Source organism: Bacillus cereus group sp. BceL291 (assembly GCF_051776705.1).
Taxonomy (GTDB): Bacteria; Bacillota; Bacilli; order Bacillales; family Bacillaceae_G; genus Bacillus_A; species Bacillus_A cereus.
Map to the genome: position 1 here is coordinate 112,088 of NZ_JBPWAP010000008.1, position 21,849 is coordinate 133,936.

The following is a 21,849-nucleotide window of genomic DNA, read 5'->3' on the forward strand; positions in this document are numbered from 1 at the left end:
TTTATAAGTTAGTGCAAAGTTACCTTTTAAAAAATCACACTATACTATGTTTATATTCAATTCATTTTCCCCTCATATCCAAATTAAACTAAAACAAATAGGCTCGACCTTTTCTTCTCCGGATAAAAGAAAAAGTCAGCCCTTTCAACTAATCTACGGACAATGGACGGATTTTACATGTTGAATATTCACATACATTTTTGCATCACGTGCTTTTGATATTTCAATATGACCTTCATCAATTTTCGCCATTTTTCCAATTTTATTGGACTCCTCACCTAAATCAAACACCATAATTTTCCCAGTCATTTTAATAAGCTGTTCTTCAAATGTTCTAGCTAATGTAATATTTAACGGATTTACGGGGAGTTCATTTTTATTGAGGGCATACGGTACTTGGTTTTCTTTATACGGAATTAACCATTTTAAATGCTTTAAAGATATATATACCGTTTTATAAACCGGACTATAAAAAACAATATAGTCGTTCATCACACTTGTAACATAACCATGTATTGGAGCATTTCCTGCTACATAAACTTCTGTAAAAATCCCTTTAGAAGTACTTAATACTTTTCTCAAAGAAATTGAAGGGGATTCCCTCTTAATTACAGAATCAACATCTGGTTTTAGTATGTCTTCGTCATGTGCTCTTAAAAATTTATAGTATTGTACATGATATAAAGATATATATACATAGTCTTGTCCATTGTAAAGAACAATAATGTCATTTCCTACGTCTATTAATATACCTTTAAACCTTTTTTCACCGATTAATTTAACATATATATTTTCCCCAATACTTTTGTTTAACTCATTCATCTATATCCTCCTTCCTATGAATTTCAGCTTTACTATCTTCCATTTCAAAAAAATAATCAGGGCAATGTTCTGTCTTAATAGTAAGTAATTCCTTTTCATACTATCGAAATAAGAAATTGTTCTTCTCTTTCCCTCATAATGCCCCTCTTATTTATTAAACATTATTCATCTTCATTCTTTTTACATTTCACTACTTGACTCACACTCTTAATATGATAATTAATGATATAAATAACTTCATCACCGTTTACTAGCGTAATACATTCTTCATGCACTTCACTTAATAGGCCTTCTACACACTCTGGGCCGCCACGATTAATCTTTACCCACTTATACTTCAAGTCACGTAATACATCGACGAAAGTATCATCATCAGAGCAGAAACATGAAACATAGCCATCGCCACATTTACTTTCTTTCACTTTCTTAACTAGACTCTTCACATGTTTCAATTGGTAATATACTAATTCACCAAGAGGAAGTTGTAATGTAAGGTAATCTCTTCCTAACGATACAAGTACCCCCACTCGACTCTCTGGTCCACGAAGATTTACTTTTACAGTCTCACCGACTAAGCCTTTAATTTGTTCACAGCATAATATACTTTCCAAATTTGTATCCTCCTTTCTTATTATCTTCCTCTTCTTGACTGTCTTTGTGCGCGAGCTCGACCCGAATCATCACTTTCACTATTGCTTTCACTGTCGCTTTCTTCGCTTTCTCTACAAGCTACTGCGACACTCTTAATATGAGATACTGCAACTAATATAACTTCTTCTTTTACAATTAGTGTCACAAATTCACAAGAAACATCTTGTAAAATACCTTCAACTTTCTCTGGGCCACCACGATTAATTTTCACCCAGCAATATTTGAAGCTTTGAAGTAACTTTTCAAAGTCATCTTCACATTCACATTCCAATCATCTGCTTTACAATCTTTCGCATTTTTTGTAATACTTTTCAGATGACGAATCTGATAGTAATAGAGCTCTCCTTTTTCATTCTTTAATACAAAGTAATCCGAACATACAGCGACTATTGTTCCTTTTTGAGATTCTGGACCACCCCTGTTTACTCTCACAAAAGATCCAATTAAGTCTTTCAGAAAATCACAATGAAATAAACTCACGAGAAAACCCCTTCCATTAATTTATAAGCTTTTGCACTGATAGTATATGTATCTGTACAGGTTACGTTCTCTATGTTTGTCCTAGCTAGAAAAAAATATGCTTTTAACATGGTAGACTACTACCTATCAAAATTTGAAGAAAGGCTAAGAACTCCTTATGTTTTTGATATCTTCAAACAAAAAATCCCTTATGAATATACATTTCTGCATATCTTCATAAGGGATTTTCCATAGTTTAATCTTCGTCTTTAACATCCATATCTTCTGGAATTGGTTCGTTCAATATTTCTTCCACTAATTGCTTATATTTCTCCATTTGTTCTAAATGTGTATTAAATTGTTCTTTATTTACTAAATATTGCTCTCCATCGAATAGCGCACGAATTTTCTTTTGCTGAATTAACTCTTCAATATACGATTTTGGTAAATTCAAATACTCCGCAGTCTCTTCTACTGTTATATACAATGCGTTCATTCCTTTATTATTTTTTCATCTATACTGTATCTTACTTTACTTTATTTTTGTAAACAAATAAAAAAGATTTTGTAAATGCAGTTCAAAAAGCAGGTAGATGCATTCCATATATTGTATAGTATTATATAGTAAGAATTTTTTAAATATAGAATGGTATTACCCATTTACACAAAGGAGAGTTAACATATGGCTACTCGTCACATCATTACAATGTTAGAAAAAACACTACAAGTTGAAACAGAAAACACAATTTCTCATTTAAATGTATCTTTATCTGATCGTTTTCTTTCTCAAAGCACAGCAATACATGAAAACAATTGTTATCATACAATTGGTGAATGGTACAAAAATCATTTCTTATTCCAACAAGATGATTTCCTTTGGGCTAAATATGCCTTCTATGACGCATATTGTGAAGCCATCAAAAAACAAGGTCATCTTACAAAACGTGTTCGCCAAATATTAGAATCATTAGCTCGAATGCATGGAAAACAATATATTGCTTCTATACTAAATATGCCATTTCCTAATGAACGCGCTAAAGGGACAGCGTAATTTAGCCATGTTCTGCGTAAGCAAAACATAGCTAAATTGTTTTCTAGGATGCTTTACCAATAAAAAGTTCATATCATACGAACTGATGAAACCGGTGTCATTATAATGATAGAAAATATAGTAAACAGGAAAACCCCCACGTACATCTCTCATCCATTTGAATAGAGAAATACGTGGGGGTATACTTGTTCCTTATTATTTCATCATCTGCTTAATCAGTTCGCGATTTCTCTTCTTAAATACTTCATTATGAGAAGAAACCATTCCGTACTCACTTGCATCTGGTTGGATAAATTGTTTGGCTTTATTCACAGCATTTCCAGCATCTTGGAATGCACCTGCAATTAAATGTAGTTTCCCTTCGTGCTTTAAAATATCTCCAGCAGCATATAATCCATCTACTGAAGACTCACTATTTGCATTACCTGCAATATAATAATTATCTATAATTGCAACGTCTAACTCACTATTTTCTAATAATGTAATGTCGCGTTCATATCCATGATTAATAATAACTTCATCAATAGGTAAATGAGAAACCTCACCTGTTTCATGATTTGTTAATTCTACATATTCGATTGCTTCATGATTATCACCAGCAATTAATTTTGTAATCGATGTATTAAAGAAACACTCCGCTGAGCTGTTCATAAGTTGTTTTACTTGTGCTTCATGACCAGATAATTCTTCTTTTCTATAGGTTAAATACACTTTTTCCGCAATTGGTTCTAATTCATTTGCCCAATCAACAGCAGAATTGCCTCCACCGGAAATAATAACTGTTTTACCTTTGAAACGCTTTAAAGATTTAACTGTATAATTTAAATTCGATACTTCAAATCGCTCAGCACCCTCAATAGATAACTTTTGCGGTTTCAATATACCACTTCCTGTTGCGACGATAACTGTTTTTGAAAAGTGTTCTTCCCCAGTACTTGTTTTTAATGTAAAAGTACCATCTTGATTACGAATAATTGATTCCACTTTTGTATCTAATACAACTTCTGGCTTAAATGTTAACCCTTGCTGTACAAGTTGTTCAATTAACTTATCACCTGTAACTGGTAATAGTCCTCCTACATCCCAAATCATTTTTTCCGGATACACATGTATTTTTCCACCTAAATGTGGTTGAAATTCTATTATTTTCGTTTTCATTTCTCTGAGTCCACTATAAAAAGCTGAATAAAGCCCTGCAGGTCCTCCGCCTATCACGGTTACATCAAACAATTCTTCTCGATTCATTCGTGCTCACTCCTCAGCTACTAATCATTGATTATCATTCTCAATAAAATATAACCTGTTTCCGCAAAATTTACAATCAAAATTACTATTGACAATACACCTATATAAAATTATATTATTTAAAGAATCAATATTGATAATCATTATCATTTTGTTAATAATTAGCAAATTTGAGATTACATCTTCTTTCATTAATATGGTTATTACTATATTATAAAATCTTATATTCAAGATTTTTAATAAATTATTTTGCATTACCACTACTATTTCAAAAAGATTACAGTTAAACAAATTATTGTATACACATATCATCTATGTTAAAGGAGAAAGACGATGAAAAAGTTATTTATTTCACTAACAGTTCTTTTCGTTCTTGTTATGAGCGCTTGTAGCAATGGCTCTACAAACAAAAAGAATGATGCAAAAGGTAGTAACTCAGAAACAATTACATACCAATCTGAAAATGGTAAAGTAGAAGTTCCTGCAAATCCAAAACGCGTTGTTGTTTTATCATCATTCGCTGGTAACGTAATGTCATTAGGAGTAAATCTTGTTGGGGTAGATTCATGGTCTAAACAAAACCCACGTTTTGATAGCAAACTGAAAGATGTCGCTGAAGTATCAGATGAAAACGTTGAAAAAATCGCTGAACTAAATCCAGATTTAATCATTGGTTTATCAAATATTAAAAATGCTGATAAGTTAAAGAAAATCGCTCCTACTGTAACATACACTTACGGAAAAGTTGATTACTTAACACAGCATTTAGAAATCGGTAAGTTATTAAACAAAGAAAAAGAAGCAAAAATTTGGGTTGATGACTTCAAAAAACGTGCACAAGACGCTGGTAAAGAAATTAAAGCAAAAATCGGTGAAGATGCAACAGTTTCTGTTGTAGAAAACTTCAACAAACAGCTTTATGTATACGGCGAAAACTGGGGCCGTGGAACAGAAATTCTGTACCAAGAAATGAAATTAAAAATGCCTGAAAAAGTAAAAGAAAAAGCATTAAAAGAAGGTTACTACGCATTATCTACTGAGGTATTACCTGAGTTTGCTGGTGATTACTTAATCGTAAGTAAAAACAAAGATACTGATAACTCATTCCAGGAGACAGAATCATATAAAAACATCCCAGCAGTAAAAAATAATCGCGTATACGAAGCAAACATGATGGAATTCTATTTCAACGATCCACTTACACTAGATTTCCAACTAGACTTCTTCAAGAAGAGCTTTCTTGGTAAATAATACAAACATGAGGAATTCTTAAATTAAGAATTCCTCTTCCTTTATTCTATGAACAGAAAAGATGTGAAACGAATGACAAAAGATCACGACAATCCACGTTCTATAGCTTTTACATACAAACTAATTTTGAGCATAATTGCATTCTTTCTTATTTTTATGGTGGCAATGGTATTAGGGGCTGCCGATACTTCAATAAAAGATGTATGGTTAGCGCTCACTTCCTCTGCTAAAGGGGACAAAATATCTATTATTCGAGAAATTCGTTTACCACGTGAAGTAGCTGCACTTTTTGTAGGAGCTGGACTTGCTGTTTCTGGAGCAATTATGCAAGGATTAACACGAAATCCGCTTGCAGATCCTGGATTACTAGGGCTATCTGGTGGAGCAAATGCTGCACTTGCACTGACACTTGCTTTCAACCCTTCCATCAGCTATCTTTACTTAACATTAGCTTGCTTTATCGGTGCTGCAATCGGTGCGATTATGGTATTTGGAATTGGTATGGTGAAAAAAGGCGGGCTGTCCCCTCTTCGAATTGTATTAGCCGGTGCTGCCGTTTCAGCATTTCTACTCGCAATTTCAGAAGGAGTCGGCATTTACTTCAAAATTTCACAAGAGGTATCACTTTGGACTGCTGGGGGCGTAATTGGAACAACTTGGGGCCAATTAAAAATTATTATTCCAGTCATTTCAATTAGTATCTTTATCGCTATCTTACTAGCAAAAAAATTGACAGTTCTTAGTTTCAGTGAAGAAGTTGCTATTGGACTAGGTCAAAAAATTATTGTTATTAAAACCATTTTATTTATCATTATTATATTACTTGCTGGTGCGTCTGTAGCTCTTGTCGGAAATATGGCATTTATCGGCTTAATGGCACCTCATATGGTACGTCCAATTGTCGGGCCAAACTACCGATTTGTTATACCAATGTCAGCAATTACTGGAGCTTCCTTTATGCTACTTGCAGATACAGTCGGACGTACTATTAACGCTCCGTACGAAACACCAGTTGCCGCTATTGTCGCAATTGTAGGGCTGCCATTCTTCCTATTCGTTGTACGTAAAGGAGGAAAAACATTCTCATGATGCAATCTATTCTAAGAAAACAACGTCTTATTATACTCGCTTTACTAATACTAACCATCACAACCATTGTAGTTGGAATGGGACTTGGTTCAGCATCTTTATCTTATGATCGGCTACTCCCAACATTAATGGGACAAGGGACTTTTAAAGAGGAGTTTGTTTTATACTCTTTACGACTACCTAGAATTGTTATTACATTATTAGCTGGTATGGCTCTAGCTTTATCAGGTGCTATCCTACAAGGAATTACCCGAAATGATTTAGCGGAACCTGGTATTCTCGGTATCAACTCTGGAGCCGGTGTTGCTGTTGCTATTTTCTTTTTATACTTTCCAATAGATGTAGGTTCATTTCTTTACTTACTACCTGTTGTTGGATTTATCGGCGCATTTCTGACAGCTGTTCTAATTTATGTATTTTCTTATAGTAAATCAACTGGACTTCAGCCAATCCGACTAACATTAACTGGTATTGGTTTTTCATTTGCACTATCTGGAATGATGATTGTCCTTATTTCATCCGCTGATCGTATGAAAGTGGACTTTATCGCCAAATGGATTGCAGGAAATACTTGGGGAGATGACTGGGTCTTCGTTTTAGCAATGCTCCCATGGTTAATCGTATTAATTCCGTTCGTTTTCTATAAAGCAAATCGATTAAACATTCTAGCATTAAACGAGCCAGTCGCAATCGGCGTTGGGATTGAAATTGAAAAAGAACGCAGATACTTATTAGTCGCAGCCGTTGCGCTTGCAGCTGCAGCTGTTTCCGTAACAGGAGGAATTAGTTTTGTCGGACTAATGGCTCCTCATATTGCAAAATCTTTAGTAGGTCCAAGACATCAAATTTTCATGCCTATCGCCCTTTTAATCGGCGGATGGCTATTGTTATTAGCAGACACAATCGGACGTAATATCGTCGATCCTAACGGTATTCCAGCTGGTATTGTCGTTGCTTTAATTGGTGCTCCTTACTTTATGTATTTATTGCTTAAAAAGGCGTAAGAAACACCCTCAAGATTTTTTCTTGAGGGTGTTTTTTATTTCATTCTACTGTTGCCCATACCCTTCAAACTTCTTCGCCAAATTCTCCATCTCATCTTCTGGCAATAGCTTTGGTTCCCCAATGCTTTTCGTTTGATAATAAATTTGAGCACAAAACTCAATCTCTTCTGCAACAGTAAATGCCATTTTTATATTATTTGCACCAGCAATTAAACCGTGATTTGCAAGTAGCACAGCACGACGATCAATCATGCCTTCAAAAGCAGCATCCGCTAATTGCTTCGTACCAAATGTTTCATACGGCGCACAGCGGACATTCGGACCTGCAAAAGCAATTAAATATGACACAGCCGGAAGCTCCCATCCTAATGACGCAATCGTCTTCGCGTAAGGAGAATGTGTATGCACAAGCGCATTTATATCTTCACGCTTCCTATAGTAAATAAGGTGCATATCTAATTCACTTGATGGTTTTCTCTCTCCTTCTACTACTTCACCATCTAAGTTTAATATAACTACATCTTCAGGCTTTGTTTCATAATACTCTAAACCACTTGGGCTAATCGCAACAAGACCTTGTTCACGATTAAAGATACTAATATTACCACCCGTCCCCTTTGTTAAACCACTAGAAATCATTTTCTTTCCATACGCTACAATTTCTTCTCTTTCTTTTTGTAATAACATATACATCCCCCTAAGTATGAAGCTTATGATGACTGACTTTTATATTTATCTATTTATTGAAATAGCTTTTTTAAATTCTCCGTAAACGGTGCCTTTACAATCCCTTTTTCTGTAATAATCGCTGTTACATTTTCATGTGGAGTAACATCAAATGCTGGATTATATACTTTACTTTCTTTCGGAGCAGAATATTGTCCGAAGCGATTAATCACTTCAGAAGCATCTCTTTCCTCGATGGGAATTTCTTTTCCTGTCGGTGTTTTTAAGTCGATTGTCGGCGTTGGCGCTGCTACATAAAACGGAATGTTGTAGTATTTCGCTAAAATAGATACGCCTAATGTTCCAATTTTATTTGCTATATCACCGTTCGCTGCCACACGGTCGCATCCAACAATTACAGCGTCAATCTTCCCTTGTGACATGACCATAGCCGCCATATTATCCGTAATGACAGTAACATCAATTCCCGCTCGCTGTAGTTCTAATGCCGTTAACGTTGACCCTTGTAATCTTGGACGTGTTTCATCCGAAAAGATTTTTAAGTCCCATCCTTTTTCTTTTGCTAAGTACATTGGAGCCGTCGCAGTACCATACTTAGTCGTCGCTAACGCACCAGCATTACAATGTGTTAATACTCCCATTCCATCATGGAATAATGTTAATGCATGTTCTCCAATTTGACGGTTAATTTCTTCATCTTCTCTATGAATTTCTTTTGCCTCTTCTAGTAATCTATCTTTCAACTGTAAGATTGATAAATGAATATTATCTGCCGCTACACTTTCCATTCTTTCAAGTGCCCAAAATAAATTTACTGCAGTCGGTCTTGATGTCGCCAAGTATGTACATACCTTTCTTACTTCATCCATAAATCCTTCTTCCGTACTTTCAGCAAATTCCTTTACCCCTAAATACACTCCATAAGCTGCTGAAACACCAATCGCTGGTGCACCTCGTACTTTCATTACTTGAATGGCATCCCACACACTTTCAGCTGTTTTAAATGATTCATAGACAATTTCATTCGGTAATAACGTTTGATCTAACAAAACTAAAGCATCATCTTTCCACTGAATTGGTATTAATTGCTCTTCCATCATATTCTCCCCTTACTCCGCGTAGTGCATTGACTGTTCTTTTAACGTTTCTACAAAACTTCTACCTGTTCTATATTGATTCGCTCGTAAAATAAAACTCTTCGCTACTTTAAGACAAATTTGCTCCGCTCTAGCACGTGCTTCCTCATTCTCAATACAAGTAATATCTTTTACTTTCGCTAATCCAACAATACGGCGGATTAATTCAAGACCTGTCACTGCAGCTGTATCCTCTAATACAGATTGTAAATATACTTCGTTAAAGCCTTCTTCCTTCGCCATAATCTCGGTCACATGAATATCCCAAGCATCTAAAAACTTCTTCTTAAATAAATCAATTACCTCTACCATCGTAGTTTGTAACCAATCCATATACGTATCTTTCTCAGCTCCAGGTGGCATCGTTGCATCTGCATTCACCCAAGCAAACATTAAATTCGCCATTACATTCCCAACGTCATATCCCATAGGTCCATAAAAAGCAAACTCAGGATCAATAACCTTTGTAGAATCATCTCTTACAAAAACAGAACCAGTATGTAAATCACCATGAAGCAATGCCTGTGCATTCGTCATAAAAGAAAATTTACGTTTCGCTACTTCCATACGAAGCTCTTTATCACTATAAATATGCTCCCTAATCCATCCCTCATTTAAAGGAAATAACTCATTACGCTTATTATGATTTGTAAATGGTTCTGAATATACGAGGTCCTCTGTAATCTCACATAATTCAGGATTTATATAATTCTTCACAAGTTCCTTCTTCTCTTTATGATTCATTACAACATCAGATGTTAATAAAAGTGTATTTACCATAAAAGTAGTTAAGTCGTCAGCAAGCTGCGGAAATATTTGATGATTTATAAGTGCTGTACGTAATATTGTGTGATTCGATAAATCTTCCATTACGCAACAGTTCATCACACTATCAAATAAATACACCTTAGGAACAAGTCCAGGTGCTAACTCATTCTCTAACTGCAAAACATCTGATTCTATACGAATACGATTCGTCGATAACTTAAACTCATCTGAAATGCGAGCTGTATCCCCAGCTTGCTTTACGATGACAGACATGTTCTCTTTTTTATCCCAAACGCGGAACACATAATTTAAATTGCCATCACCTATTTCTTTACACTTTAGCCCCTTTGCATGTTCAAACTTAGATAATTTCTCTTTCACATATGCAATCACATCGCTAGCTTCCATTAAAAAATACTTTGTGAACTTAGACATGGTTTCCCCTCCACACCAATTGTAAGCGTTTTCTAAAAGCTATAAAAAATAATAGGTTGAATTTTTTCATCCTATAAATATGTATTCTTCTTTTTGAAAGGTATATCTAGGTTTTATTATATCTTGTTAGCACTTTGAGTCAATGTTTCTAACTATCAGCGTAATATACTTCCTAATTATATATTTGAGATGACAAAAATTGTTCAAAAAGATTTCGATTCATTTTATTTTATTTATCGCACAATTCTTTGTAAAATAGAAATAAGCAGTTCCTTTTCAAATACATAACTTCTAAGAAATATTTCCTTCCTAAGAATTTACACTTACACCATATTTCTAACATACACACTACTCTTTCAAACAATCATTGAAAATTTATAAACTTAAAGTTACCTTTCCATTCCCTGTTAGCCTTAATTGAGAATAAATATTAATTAAATTGGTATAAAGTTGGTTTATTCTCTTGACAAAATAACCACTTCTATATGATAATTAATATCGAATTAGAATTATTATAGTTAATTAAAAAATATATTTTATGAGCACACTATTTTTTGATGCTCAAAACCAACATTTAGGAGGAATTTTAATATGTTATTAATCGGCACAGAAGTAAAACCGTTTAAAGCTAATGCTTACCATAATGGAGAATTTATCCAAGTTACTGACGAAAGTTTAAAAGGAAAATGGAGTGTAGTTTGTTTCTACCCAGCTGACTTCACATTCGTTTGCCCAACTGAACTTGAAGACTTACAAAACCAATACGCAACTCTAAAAGACTTAGGCGTTGAAGTATACTCTGTATCTACAGACACTCACTTCACTCACAAAGCATGGCATGATAGCTCAGAAACTATCGGCAAAATCGAGTACATCATGATTGGTGACCCAACTCGCACAATCACTACAAACTTCAACGTTTTAATGGAAGAAGAAGGTCTTGCCGCTCGTGGTACATTCATCATCGATCCAGACGGCGTTATCCAATCTATGGAAATCAATGCTGATGGTATCGGCCGTGACGCAAGCATTCTTGTTAACAAAATTAAAGCTGCTCAATACGTACGTAACAACCCAGGTGAAGTTTGCCCAGCTAAATGGCAAGAGGGTTCTGCAACACTTAAACCAAGCCTTGACCTTGTAGGCAAAATCTAAGGAGTTCGATCAAAATGATACTAGATGCAGATATAAAAACACAACTATCCCAATACCTTCAATTAATGGAGAACGATATTTTACTTAAGGTAAGCGCAGGAGACGATAACGTATCTAAAGATATGTTAGCTCTAGTAGACGAATTAGCTACTATGTCATCTAAGATTACAGTAGAAAAAGTTGAATTAGAGAGAACACCAAGCTTTAGCGTAAACCGCCCTGGTGAAGACACTGGTGTCGTATTCGCTGGTATTCCATTAGGACACGAATTTACATCATTAGTGTTAGCTTTACTACAAGTAAGTGGACGCGCTCCAAAAGTTGAACAAAAATTAATCGATCAAATTAAAAACATTCAAGGCGAATATCATTTTGAATCTTATATCAGCCTAAGTTGTCATAACTGTCCTGATGTTGTACAAGCTCTTAACGTAATGAGCGTTCTTAACCCTGGTATTACACATACTATGATTGATGGCGCTGCATTCAAAGAGGAAGTAGAAAGCAAAGACATCATGGCAGTACCAACTGTTTACCTAAACGGCGAATCTTTCGGAAGCGGTCGTATGACACTTGAAGAAATTTTAGCTAAAATGGGTAACGGTCCAGATGCATCAGAGCTTTCTGATAAAGATCCATACGATGTTCTTGTTGTTGGTGGGGGCCCTGCTGGTGCAAGTGCAGCAATTTACGCAGCACGTAAAGGCATCCGCACTGGTATCGTTGCTGAGCGCTTCGGTGGTCAAGTAATGGATACTATGGGCATTGAGAACTTCATCAGCGTAAAAAAGACTGAAGGTCCTAAGCTAGTAGCAAGCCTTGAAGAACACGTAAAAGAATACGACATCGATGTAATGAATCTACAACGTGCGAAACGTTTAGAGAAAAAAGAACTTATTGAAGTGGAACTTGAAAACGGCGCTATTCTGAAAAGTAAGAGCGTAATCGTTTCTACAGGTGCTCGCTGGCGTAATGTTGGCGTACCAGGTGAAGCTGAGTTCAAAAATAAAGGTGTAGCATATTGCCCACACTGTGACGGTCCATTATTCACTGGAAAAGACGTAGCAGTTATCGGCGGAGGTAACTCTGGTATTGAAGCAGCTATCGACTTAGCAGGTATCGTTAAGCACGTAACTGTTCTTGAATTCATGCCAGAATTAAAAGCTGATGCTGTATTACAAGAGCGTCTTAACAGCTTACCAAACGTAACTGTTCTGAAAAACGTTCAAACGAAAGAAATCACTGGTACTGATAAAGTAAACGGTATTTCTTACATCGATCGTGAAACTGAAGAAGTTCATCACGTTGAATTACAAGGTGTATTCGTACAAATCGGTCTTGTGCCAAACACAGACTGGTTAGGCGAAACAGTTGAACGCGTTCGCGGTGAAATCGTAACAGACAAGCACGGCGCTACAAACGTACCAGGAGTGTTTGCTGCAGGTGACTGTACAAATAATCCGTACAAACAAATCATCATCTCTATGGGTTCAGGTGCAAACGCAGCTTTAGGTGCATTTGATTACTTAATCCGTAACTAATAAAAAACAGGTGCCTTGGCACCTGTTTTTTTATTACCCTAATGTATAAACTAAAAACCTCTCATTCCCATTCTTCTCATAAGCACCTGGCAATCTAACTTCTTTCTTCAGCTCAAACGCAGTCTGATTTTCTAAGAAGAAAATATAGTCCTCAGAAGGATAATATAAAATAATATCCACTTCTCTCCCCGTATTTTCTACTGAAAGCAAAATGTTATTTACTACATTCATAAACACTTGCACAGAAAACGGATTAAAGAAATAAAACCTATTATCATGTGGATCAATCTTATATTCCTGCGCTAAACAACATTGGAATTGAATTTTCCCCTTACTGTTTCTTGCCTTTCGTGCATAACGATCTCGATTATCAATCGCTTCTTTATAAAACTCTTCATTCATTTCAATTCCAACTGCTGAAGCCCCACATTTATGATGCATATAAAAGTTTAATCGCCCTTTTCCGCACCCAAAGTCTACAATTCGGTCACTACTTTTTATTTCATATTGATTCAGTAACTCATCTAATCCGCTATACGGCGTCGGTTCATAACGGTGATAATGCATAGATTTGTTAAACCCTTTTTGCTCACCGACTGTTTTTATATGTAAAACTGCATCGTAATATTGTTCGTTCATTCGTTTTCTCCTATTAAAAAATGGTACTTATTATTATACACCATGTACTGGAGGCTCATTTTTCATCAAATTAATAGGTACGTGAAATTATATTAACGATTTTCTTAATATATCTATCGTAACTTCAAATATATCAACGATTTTCTCAATATATCTATCATAACTTCAAATATATCAACGATTTTTCAAATATATCGATTTACCGACAATTCACGACAAAAAAACAGGAGCTCTTTAGCCCCTGTCTTCTAACACTTTCAATACAGTTTGTTTCAATATTTCTACCCCATCCATAATACAATTATGATCAAATCTCATATACGGATGGTGTAATCCAGGTTGTAGGTCTGCTCCTAGTCCAAGCATGACAGCTTTTAAATGTGGTCTTTTCACTGTATAGTAATGGAAATCATCGCTTCCTGTCGTATAGAGAGGCCCTGTGCATCTCTCTTCCCCATACACTTCGAGAATACCTTTACGCATAAAGCGCTCTGCTTCTTCGGAAACCTCTGCTCCTGGTGCAAGATCCATCCATTCGTATGAAGTTTTCGACCCCATCGATGCAGCTGATTCTATTACATGCTCAATCTTTTTCTTTAATTCTTCTAATAGTATATTACTCTCAGCTCTTACATCTAAACTGAAATGACCATTTCCTGGAATGATATTTAAATTATCACCACCTGCTTGGCATCTCGTCATTTTTACTGAATAGGAACTTTGCGGTGGCAGCCAAATATTTTTCAAACCGATATTAATCATGGAAATGACATCAATTGCATTCACACCTTGGTGTGGTCTTGCCCCGTGTGCATCCTCCCCATGAATCATACCCTCTAAAAATCCTGCTGCTCCATGGCGAATAGATGGGGCTGCTTGTTTCAAAGATAGTTCTTCAATTGGTCTTAGATGGACGCCAAATAAGAAATCAGCATCATCTACAGCACCTTTCTCCACCATCTTCAAAGCACCATTCCCCTTCTCTTCTGCCGGCTGAAAAATAAATCTAACCATACCACTTTTCCATCTCATATTTTTCAATTGTAAAATAAGTCCCATTACAATGGTCATATGAGCATCATGGCCACATGAATGGTTCGCTTTAAATTCTCCATTTACTTCTTGCCAAAGTGCATCCATATCAGCACGAATCGCAATAACTGGATTCCCGCCTCCAATCTCAGCAATTACACCTGGACAATCATCAAATGTTCTATATGAAATTCCTTCTTCTTTTAAAAAGTCAGTAATATACGCTGTCGTTTCATATTCTTTCCAACTTACTTCAGGGTTTTCGTGTAAATGCTGAAAAATTTCCGTTAAGCGCTCTTGTAGTTCTAATGTTTTCAACGTTCCAGTCTCCTTCCCACATTACAAACGATTCGGGTTAATTATACTTATGAAAAACAGATGTTTTTATGAACATATTGAATTTTAAGAAAAAAGTCAATTGTTTATTTTTAAATACTTAAAAACCTTACTCTGCACTTATATTACAAACTAAACAAACAACTAGAATATTCCTTATTTTCTGTTTTTTACGTTGACGCTTACATAAACTTTTAGTTATCATAACCTAATAAACGTCTATTTTACGACAATTCTAAAAATACAAACAAACATACGTAACAAGGAGGAACTTTATGAAAAAAGAAATACCTTTTGGAATAGCGATTATCCCTATTATCATTACCGTTGCAGTTATGATGGTTACAATTGTTGTATTAAAACAAACCCCTCACGTTCCACTTATTATCGGTACAACCGTTGCTTCTATTGTCGCTTGGCGTTATGGTTACAAATGGAATGATCTTGAAGAAGCAATGTATAAAGGGATTCGTCTTGCATTACCTGCTATCGTCATTATTATTCTTGTTGGCTTAACAATTGGTGCTTGGATTGGCGGTGGAATCGTCGCAACGATGATTTATTACGGTTTAAAACTTTTAACTCCATCACTATTTTTAGTTTCCATTACCGTCATTTGTTCTATCGTTGCATTAGCAATTGGTAGCTCTTGGTCTACAATGGGGACAATTGGTGTTGCTGGAATGGGAATTGGCCTAAGTATGGGAATCCCAGCTCCAATGGTTGCTGGTGCCATTATTTCCGGCTCTTATTTTGGCGATAAAATGTGACCGCTTTCAGATACAACTAACCTAGCCGCAGGATTAACAAATACAGATTTATTCGCACACATTCGTCATATGTTATTTACTACAGTTCCAGGTTTAATTATTACTCTTATCGTTTACGCGCTCTTAGGAAGAAGCTTCGGCGCTAACAATATTGATGCGAAGAGCATCGATCAAACGTTACAAGTATTGCAACAAAACTTTGTTATCTCACCCTTCCTACTCATTATACCCGTAGTCGTTATGGTATTGGTCGCAAAAAAAGTTCCTGCTATACCAGCGATTCTCGTCGGTATTATTTTAGGATTTTTATCACAAGTCTTTATTCAAGGTGGTTCTGTCTCAGCATCTGTCGGTGCACTCCAAGCTGGATTTGTTATAGACACTGGAAACAAGCTAGTAGACGAACTATTTAACCGCGGTGGCTTAGATTCGATGATGAATACAGTCTCTATGACAATTGTCGCTATGACTTTCGGAGGAGTATTAGAACATACAGGTATTCTTCGCTCAATTGTAAATCAAATTTTAAAGTTAGCGAAATCAGCAAAAGGGCTTATCGCTTCTACTATCGCATCTTGTTTTGCAACAAACCTTACTTGCTCTGAACAATATATTTCAATTGTTGTCCCTTCAAGAATGTACGCAAATGCATACACAGAAAAAGGACTACATTCAAAAAACTTATCCAGAGCATTAGAAGATGGCGGAACATTAACTTCTGTCTTCGTTCCTTGGAATACGTGCGGTGTATTTATTCTCGCTACACTTGGCGTAGGTGCATTTGAATATGCCCCTTATGCTATTTTGAATTTCATCGTACCTATTATCTCAATCATTTATGGCATAACAGGCTTCACAATTGTAAAACTATCAGACATTGAAAAAGCAGAATTACTAAAGAAACAAAAAGCTCAACTAGAAGCTTAAAAATAGCGGTAAATTCAGTTCATATAGTGCGCGAGGTCGCCCTTGTTGATAGGGCATTTCCTCGCCGCAAATATGAGCATACCCGTAATCAACTAATTTCTTTAACAACCTTTCTGTCGATCTTCGAGTCACTTGTAAGTACTCAGAAAGGTCAGCTGCTGTAAACTTCAATGACGGATGCGATTGACTAAATTGAATGATTTTTGACAAGTTCGCGGGACTAAGCTTCGTTTCCTTCGCTATTTTCATTAGTTCCGGATTATCATTTTTCAAACTTTGTACTCTCTGTTCTTTCGGGAACGGACCAAACAAATCTTTATCACTTGTTAGTATATAAAAACAACGATCTATTGGATTATTCTTTGCAAAACTTTGAGCAATTTTTGCATTTTGCTCCGCCTCTTTCACGGTTTTCCCATAACCAAATCCAATAGCTATCGTTCCTTCTACGCTCGCAAACAAGTTATCTATCGCATTTGTTTTAATAATTGATTCGATATCACCACGAGTTGTATACAAAATGCATGTCATTTCATCCACTTGTTTAAATGAACCACGTAGTTCTTTTGAAATGACATCTAGTTTTTCAAGCAAACTCGCTCGTAATTCTAAGGAAGAAATAATACAAGCACCAACAGTAGCTGAATAGCTTTTTGCTAACTCAGCTTTTATTTTTGCATCTTTTAGACCATGTATAATGGATTGTGTTGGATCAATCATACGCTCTGAAGGAACACCTATTTTTTGAAGCTCATCGTAAACAGCGTGAATACTAGTTAAAGCTAAATGAGCCTCTCCAGATTGATATTTAGCTACATGAAAATCGATAACTCTATTTATCTCATCTTTACTCCACAGCATATTTTCATAATCCAACACTTGCGGGCTTTCTTTTATACCAATATCATGGAACACATTTGTAATAAACGAGCGGTCTACTAAATCGATGGAAATGTTATGTGGTTGAATACTTTGATGATACATGATAGAAAGAATTGAAGATGCGACAGTTGTCTCGTCTTGCTGTAAGTATGTACTTGGAATTCGTAATTGTTCTCTTATTTCTTTTGCCATATAATAAGGTAAAGCACCTGAGAAAAAGATGACATCACAAGGCTTTAGACACTTTAATAATTCAGAAGATTCCGCCGGATGAAGGTAAATATATGGATCAATTTCTATTCCTTCTAATTTTTGAGCAATAGGAAAAAGGTTCTCCATAAACTCCTTTGAACCGACAACTGCAATTTTTATCATCATTTTCTCTAACTCCTTATCATTAATTAACGACTATTTAACGTCAACTATATCAAATGTACAAAACTATTGTAAACAGGAAGGGGTTTCTATTCAATGAAAATTACAGCTATTCATCTTTACGCAATTCGTTTACCGCTTCGCAATCCGTTTGTTATTAGTTATGGCTCTTATTCTGATATGCCCTCTATTATCGTCAAAATGGAAACAGATGAAGGTATTATCGGTTACGGTGAAGGCGTTGCTGATGATCACGTCACAGGTGAATCATGGGAAAGTACTTTCCATACTTTAAAACATACGCTAACCCCTGCTCTAATCGGGAAAAATCCAATGAATATCGAAAAAATACACGACATGATGGACAATACAATTTACGGTGTTCCAACAGCGAAAGCTGCAATTGATATTGCTTGTTTTGATATAATGGGCAAAAAACTAAATCAACCTGTATATCAATTAATTGGCGGGCGCTATCATGAAGAATTCCCTGTCACTCACGTTTTAAGTATTGCCGATCCTGAAGATATGGCTGAAGAAGCTGCTTCTATGATTCAAAAAGGTTACCAATCTTTCAAAATGAAAGTTGGTACGAATGTAAAAGAAGATGTGAAACGTATTGAAGCTGTACGAGAACGTGTAGGAAATGACATCGCTATTCGCGTTGATGTAAACCAAGGCTGGAAAAATAGCGCAAACACATTAACAGCACTGCGGTCATTAGGACATTTAAACATTGACTGGATTGAACAACCTGTTATCGCGGACGATATTGATGCCATGGCTCATATTCGTTCTAAGACAGACCTCCCGCTTATGATTGATGAAGGACTAAAAAGTTCTCGTGAAATGCGCCAAATTATTAAATTAGAAGCTGCTGATAAAGTGAATATAAAACTAATGAAATGCGGTGGCATACATCCAGCTGTAAAGCTCGCTCATCAAGCTGAAATGGCCGGCATTGAATGCCAAGTGGGATCAATGGTCGAATCATCTGTTGCCTCTTCCGCAGGATTCCATGTCGCTTTCTCAAAGAAAATCATTACGAGCGTAGAGCTAACAGGACCATTAAAATTCACGAAAGACATTGGAAACTTACATTACGATGTACCATTCATTCGCTTAAACGAAAAGCCCGGACTCGGCATTGAAATAAACGAAGATACACTACAAGAACTAACCGTCTTTCAAGACGTTGTACGCTAAAGGAGGACTATCATATGACGGTTCTATACGAAGGAACATTAAAACAAAATAACGAATCATTTCACGTTACATTACTATCACTAGAGCACATCGAACAAATTTTATCACTACAAAACATCGTAGTTGAAGCACTAGAAGATAAAAGTCGTTTACAACCACTCTCACAAGAAGAATTTCAATACATTCTAGAAGGAAACGGCATGATGATCGGTGCTTTTATCGAAAACGAACTCATCGCATTTCGCGCTCTACTCGTCCCTCCTATCGACGATGAACATTTAGGGCTTGATATTGGTTTGCCAGAAAATGAACTACACCGCTTCATCTATCAAGAAATCTCAAACGTTCATCCGAACTGCCGAGGAAATGGTATGCAAAAAATATTAGCAAAAGTCATTATGGAAGAATTGCAAAAAGAAGACAGCAAATATGATTATGTATGCTGCACCGTTGCTCCTTTTAACATTCCGAGTTTGAAGGATAAATTTGCGCAAGGAATGGAGATTGCTGCGCTGAAGGAAAAGTATGGTGGTAGTCTGCGGTATGTTTTTGTGAAGGAATTGCGCAGAGATAAGGAAAACGATTGGACAGATGTTCAAAGTATTCTAATGAATGATGCTAGTGGACAGCAGGCTTTGCTTTCGGAGGGGTATCGTGGGTATGAGATGGAGAAAACAGCAGATACTTTCATTGTGAAGTTTGGGCGATAATCTATATACTCGAAAAGAGGAGATGTCTGCTGTGACATCTCCTTTTACTTTCTCTTCATTGAACATATCGATTGCAACTCCAAATATATCGGCGGTTTTCGAAATATATCGGCGCAACTCCAAATATATCAGCGATTTTCGAAATATATCGGCGCAACTTCAAATATATCAGCGATTTTCGAAATATATCGACTTACCGACAAAGATTGACAATAATTGCAACCTATACAAAGCGCAACATTAAACCGTCATCTTCCAACTAGATAAAGCTAACCAGTTCTCCATTTCTTTATAATCAGGCATTATCTTCCCGACAAGACGCCAAAACGATCGATCATGATTTAAATGAACCATATGACACATTTCATGAACAACTACATAGTCAATTACTCGCTGTGGTGCCATTGCTAGCTTCCAATTGAATGTTAGTTGTAAATTCGAATCGCAAGTACCCCAAGTACGACTACTATCTGTAATACGAATAGAACGTGGTTTTGTTTTGAAATTACTTTGATGCGCTTTAATACTCTTCTCTACTAAAGATTTACACTGCTTATAGTAAAATCGTTTTAAAGCTTGTTGTATTTTCTCATCCTTAAGCTCTTTCACATAAATATGTAACTTATCCCCTTCAAATACTGCGTTGTCTTGCTCAATGCTTGCATCTTGGGAAATCTGTATCGGATACGTATTCCCTAAATACAAAAAGCCTTCTCCTTGATCATAATCCTTTTCCTGTGGTCCATGCGCTCGCTCCTGCATTTCCTTACGTGTTGTCTGAATCCAGCCCCACTTCTCTTCTAGCAACTGGACTAAGTATTCAACAGGTGTCCCTTTCGGAGCCTGTATTTCTACATTTCCATACGAATCTACAAAAAGACGCACGGACTTTTTCTTCTTATAAGTTATATGAAAATTAATTGTCTCACCTAAATATGTATGTACCATTTCATCACCTAGCATAGTATTTTTACAAATAAAAAAGAGTAGGATACGAACGTCCTACTCTACCTATTATATCATTTACTGCTTTAACGAACTCATTATCCTCTATACTTTACAGCTAATCCTTTAATGAAATTCCTTGCGTATCTATCGCCGCACTCTTTGTAATTTTTATGGCCTTTTTTTCTTAACAGAGCGCCTAACTCTCCTTTTGTTACCGTAACGCCCACGCTATCTAATATATCAAGTACATCCTCACTCGTTAAAGATAGTGCGATTTTCATTTTCTTTAGAAGAAGGTTATTGGCACTCTCCTTGCTCTGTACAGGTGCTGGTTGTCCTGGTTTCGGATCTTGCTTTCCTCTTTTTAAAGTAATAAATCCATTGAAAAATGCCTCTAACATCATCATATCGCATGTTTTTACGTACTCATCTTCAGCTACCTCATCATTTTCAGCTTCATGCTGAGGAGCTCTCTTTATTTTTGTAAGCATATCAACTACGTCTTCTTTCGTTACTTCTACGCCACCTAGTTTAAAGATTTCCACCACATCTATATCTTTTATATCTAAAGCGTATCTTACTCTTTTTAATATATCGTTGTTGCTCATTGCCATTGGGTTTCCTCCTGAAATGTTGATTATTTATTCAGCGGTTAAAGTTTATGCTATAACCTGCTTTAAATTATCATGTTTAATCTAACCTTTTAGTTATTGTCCGCTAAATTAATACT

General features: G+C 35.9%; 20 protein-coding genes and 2 pseudogenes. 9 read left to right on the plus strand and 13 right to left on the minus strand.

Features of this window, described 5'->3' with window-relative positions:
- Positions 1-153 precede the first annotated feature (153 nt).
- From ACS2CR_RS08680 to ACS2CR_RS08695, 4 genes and pseudogenes are all read right to left on the minus strand, one after another.
- Positions 154-822 (minus strand): hypothetical protein, encoded by a 669-nt coding sequence (locus ACS2CR_RS08680; protein ID WP_001004266.1) that lies wholly within the window; start codon positions 820-822, stop codon positions 154-156.
- Between the two features lie 161 nt (positions 823-983).
- Positions 984-1,433 carry a hypothetical protein gene (locus ACS2CR_RS08685; protein WP_000443836.1) on the minus strand — a complete coding sequence of 150 codons (450 nt, stop codon included), beginning with the start codon at positions 1,431-1,433 and terminating at the stop codon, positions 984-986.
- 20 nt (positions 1,434-1,453) lie between these two features.
- A pseudogene (locus ACS2CR_RS08690) lies at positions 1,454-1,953 on the minus strand (spore coat protein).
- A gap of 235 nt (positions 1,954-2,188) precedes the next feature.
- On the minus strand, positions 2,189-2,428 hold the full coding sequence (locus ACS2CR_RS08695) for a helix-turn-helix domain-containing protein (protein ID WP_001998970.1): 240 nt from the start codon (positions 2,426-2,428) through the stop codon (positions 2,189-2,191).
- 186 nt (positions 2,429-2,614) lie between these two features.
- Here ACS2CR_RS08695 and ACS2CR_RS08700 point away from each other — a divergent pair, with 186 nt between their 5' ends.
- Positions 2,615-2,983 (plus strand): hypothetical protein, encoded by a 369-nt coding sequence (locus ACS2CR_RS08700; protein ID WP_000235475.1) that lies wholly within the window; start codon positions 2,615-2,617, stop codon positions 2,981-2,983.
- 195 nt (positions 2,984-3,178) lie between these two features.
- On the opposite strand, the gene ACS2CR_RS08705 is transcribed toward ACS2CR_RS08700, so the two are convergent.
- Positions 3,179-4,228 carry an NAD(P)/FAD-dependent oxidoreductase gene (locus tag ACS2CR_RS08705; RefSeq protein WP_053513302.1) on the minus strand — a complete coding sequence of 350 codons (1,050 nt, stop codon included), beginning with the start codon at positions 4,226-4,228 and terminating at the stop codon, positions 3,179-3,181.
- A 333-nt stretch (positions 4,229-4,561) separates the two neighbouring features.
- On the opposite strand from ACS2CR_RS08705, the gene ACS2CR_RS08710 reads away from it, so the two are divergent.
- The 3 genes from ACS2CR_RS08710 to ACS2CR_RS08720 are packed head-to-tail and all read left to right on the plus strand — an operon-like array spanning position 4,562 to position 7,572.
- Positions 4,562-5,479, plus strand: coding sequence for an iron-hydroxamate ABC transporter substrate-binding protein (locus ACS2CR_RS08710; protein WP_053513288.1), 918 nt, complete (start codon positions 4,562-4,564; stop codon positions 5,477-5,479).
- Between the two features lie 48 nt (positions 5,480-5,527).
- Entirely contained in the window at positions 5,528-6,568 is a 1,041-nt protein-coding gene (locus tag ACS2CR_RS08715; protein WP_153602562.1) for a FecCD family ABC transporter permease, read from the plus strand.
- Positions 6,565-7,572, plus strand: a complete 1,008-nt coding sequence (locus tag ACS2CR_RS08720) for a FecCD family ABC transporter permease (RefSeq protein ID WP_153602561.1) — start codon at positions 6,565-6,567, stop codon at positions 7,570-7,572. The genes ACS2CR_RS08715 and ACS2CR_RS08720 overlap by 4 nt, the downstream gene beginning before the upstream one ends.
- Positions 7,573-7,617: 45 nt before the next feature.
- On the opposite strand, the gene ACS2CR_RS08725 is transcribed toward ACS2CR_RS08720, so the two are convergent.
- Genes ACS2CR_RS08725 through mtnK form a run of 3 tightly spaced genes read right to left on the minus strand, consistent with a single transcriptional unit; the run spans position 7,618 to position 10,598 of the window.
- The gene (locus ACS2CR_RS08725; RefSeq protein ID WP_000926554.1) at positions 7,618-8,259 is read right to left on the minus strand and encodes an L-fuculose-phosphate aldolase; all 642 of its coding nucleotides are present in this window, start codon (positions 8,257-8,259) and stop codon (positions 7,618-7,620) included.
- Positions 8,260-8,312: 53 nt separating this feature from the next.
- Complete coding sequence (gene mtnA / locus ACS2CR_RS08730) at positions 8,313-9,359, minus strand: S-methyl-5-thioribose-1-phosphate isomerase (RefSeq protein WP_074642411.1); 1,047 nt, start codon at positions 9,357-9,359, stop codon at positions 8,313-8,315.
- A 9-nt stretch (positions 9,360-9,368) separates the two neighbouring features.
- Positions 9,369-10,598, minus strand: a complete 1,230-nt coding sequence (gene mtnK / locus ACS2CR_RS08735; protein ID WP_000033255.1) for an S-methyl-5-thioribose kinase — start codon at positions 10,596-10,598, stop codon at positions 9,369-9,371.
- 591 nt (positions 10,599-11,189) lie between these two features.
- Between mtnK and ahpC the strand changes: the two genes are divergently transcribed.
- Both ahpC and ahpF read left to right on the plus strand, forming a co-directional pair.
- Positions 11,190-11,753, plus strand: coding sequence for an alkyl hydroperoxide reductase subunit C (ahpC, locus tag ACS2CR_RS08740; RefSeq protein WP_000924420.1), 564 nt, complete (start codon positions 11,190-11,192; stop codon positions 11,751-11,753).
- Positions 11,754-11,767: 14 nt separating this feature from the next.
- Entirely contained in the window at positions 11,768-13,294 is a 1,527-nt protein-coding gene (gene ahpF, locus ACS2CR_RS08745) for an alkyl hydroperoxide reductase subunit F (RefSeq protein ID WP_000599501.1), read from the plus strand.
- Positions 13,295-13,327: 33 nt separating this feature from the next.
- Here ahpF and ACS2CR_RS08750 read toward each other — a convergent pair whose 3' ends face one another.
- Positions 13,328-13,933 carry an SAM-dependent methyltransferase gene (locus ACS2CR_RS08750; RefSeq protein ID WP_048567395.1) on the minus strand — a complete coding sequence of 202 codons (606 nt, stop codon included), beginning with the start codon at positions 13,931-13,933 and terminating at the stop codon, positions 13,328-13,330.
- Positions 13,934-14,167: 234 nt separating this feature from the next.
- Entirely contained in the window at positions 14,168-15,283 is a 1,116-nt protein-coding gene (locus ACS2CR_RS08755) for a M20 peptidase aminoacylase family protein (RefSeq protein ID WP_053513282.1), read from the minus strand.
- Positions 15,284-15,576: 293 nt separating this feature from the next.
- Here ACS2CR_RS08755 and nhaC point away from each other — a divergent pair.
- Positions 15,577-16,998, plus strand: a pseudogene (gene nhaC, locus ACS2CR_RS08760) (Na+/H+ antiporter NhaC).
- On the opposite strand, the gene ACS2CR_RS08765 reads toward nhaC, so the two are convergent.
- Entirely contained in the window at positions 16,987-18,258 is a 1,272-nt protein-coding gene (locus ACS2CR_RS08765; RefSeq protein ID WP_000972806.1) for a hypothetical protein, read from the minus strand. The pseudogene nhaC and the gene ACS2CR_RS08765 overlap by 12 nt on opposite strands.
- Positions 18,259-18,351: 93 nt before the next feature.
- Here ACS2CR_RS08765 and ACS2CR_RS08770 point away from each other — a divergent pair, with 93 nt between their 5' ends.
- Positions 18,352-19,461 (plus strand): mandelate racemase/muconate lactonizing enzyme family protein, encoded by a 1,110-nt coding sequence (locus tag ACS2CR_RS08770; protein ID WP_000704490.1) that lies wholly within the window; start codon positions 18,352-18,354, stop codon positions 19,459-19,461.
- Positions 19,462-19,475: 14 nt separating this feature from the next.
- A complete protein-coding gene (locus ACS2CR_RS08775; protein ID WP_053513277.1) occupies positions 19,476-20,171 on the plus strand; it encodes a hypothetical protein in 696 nt (231 codons plus the stop codon).
- A 240-nt stretch (positions 20,172-20,411) separates the two neighbouring features.
- Here the strand turns inward: ACS2CR_RS08775 and ACS2CR_RS08780 are convergent, their stop codons facing one another.
- Positions 20,412-21,119, minus strand: coding sequence for a M48 family metallopeptidase (locus ACS2CR_RS08780; RefSeq protein WP_053513275.1), 708 nt, complete (start codon positions 21,117-21,119; stop codon positions 20,412-20,414).
- Between the two features lie 95 nt (positions 21,120-21,214).
- The gene (locus ACS2CR_RS08785; protein ID WP_053513273.1) at positions 21,215-21,733 is read right to left on the minus strand and encodes a DUF1456 family protein; all 519 of its coding nucleotides are present in this window, start codon (positions 21,731-21,733) and stop codon (positions 21,215-21,217) included.
- Positions 21,734-21,849 lie beyond the last annotated feature (116 nt).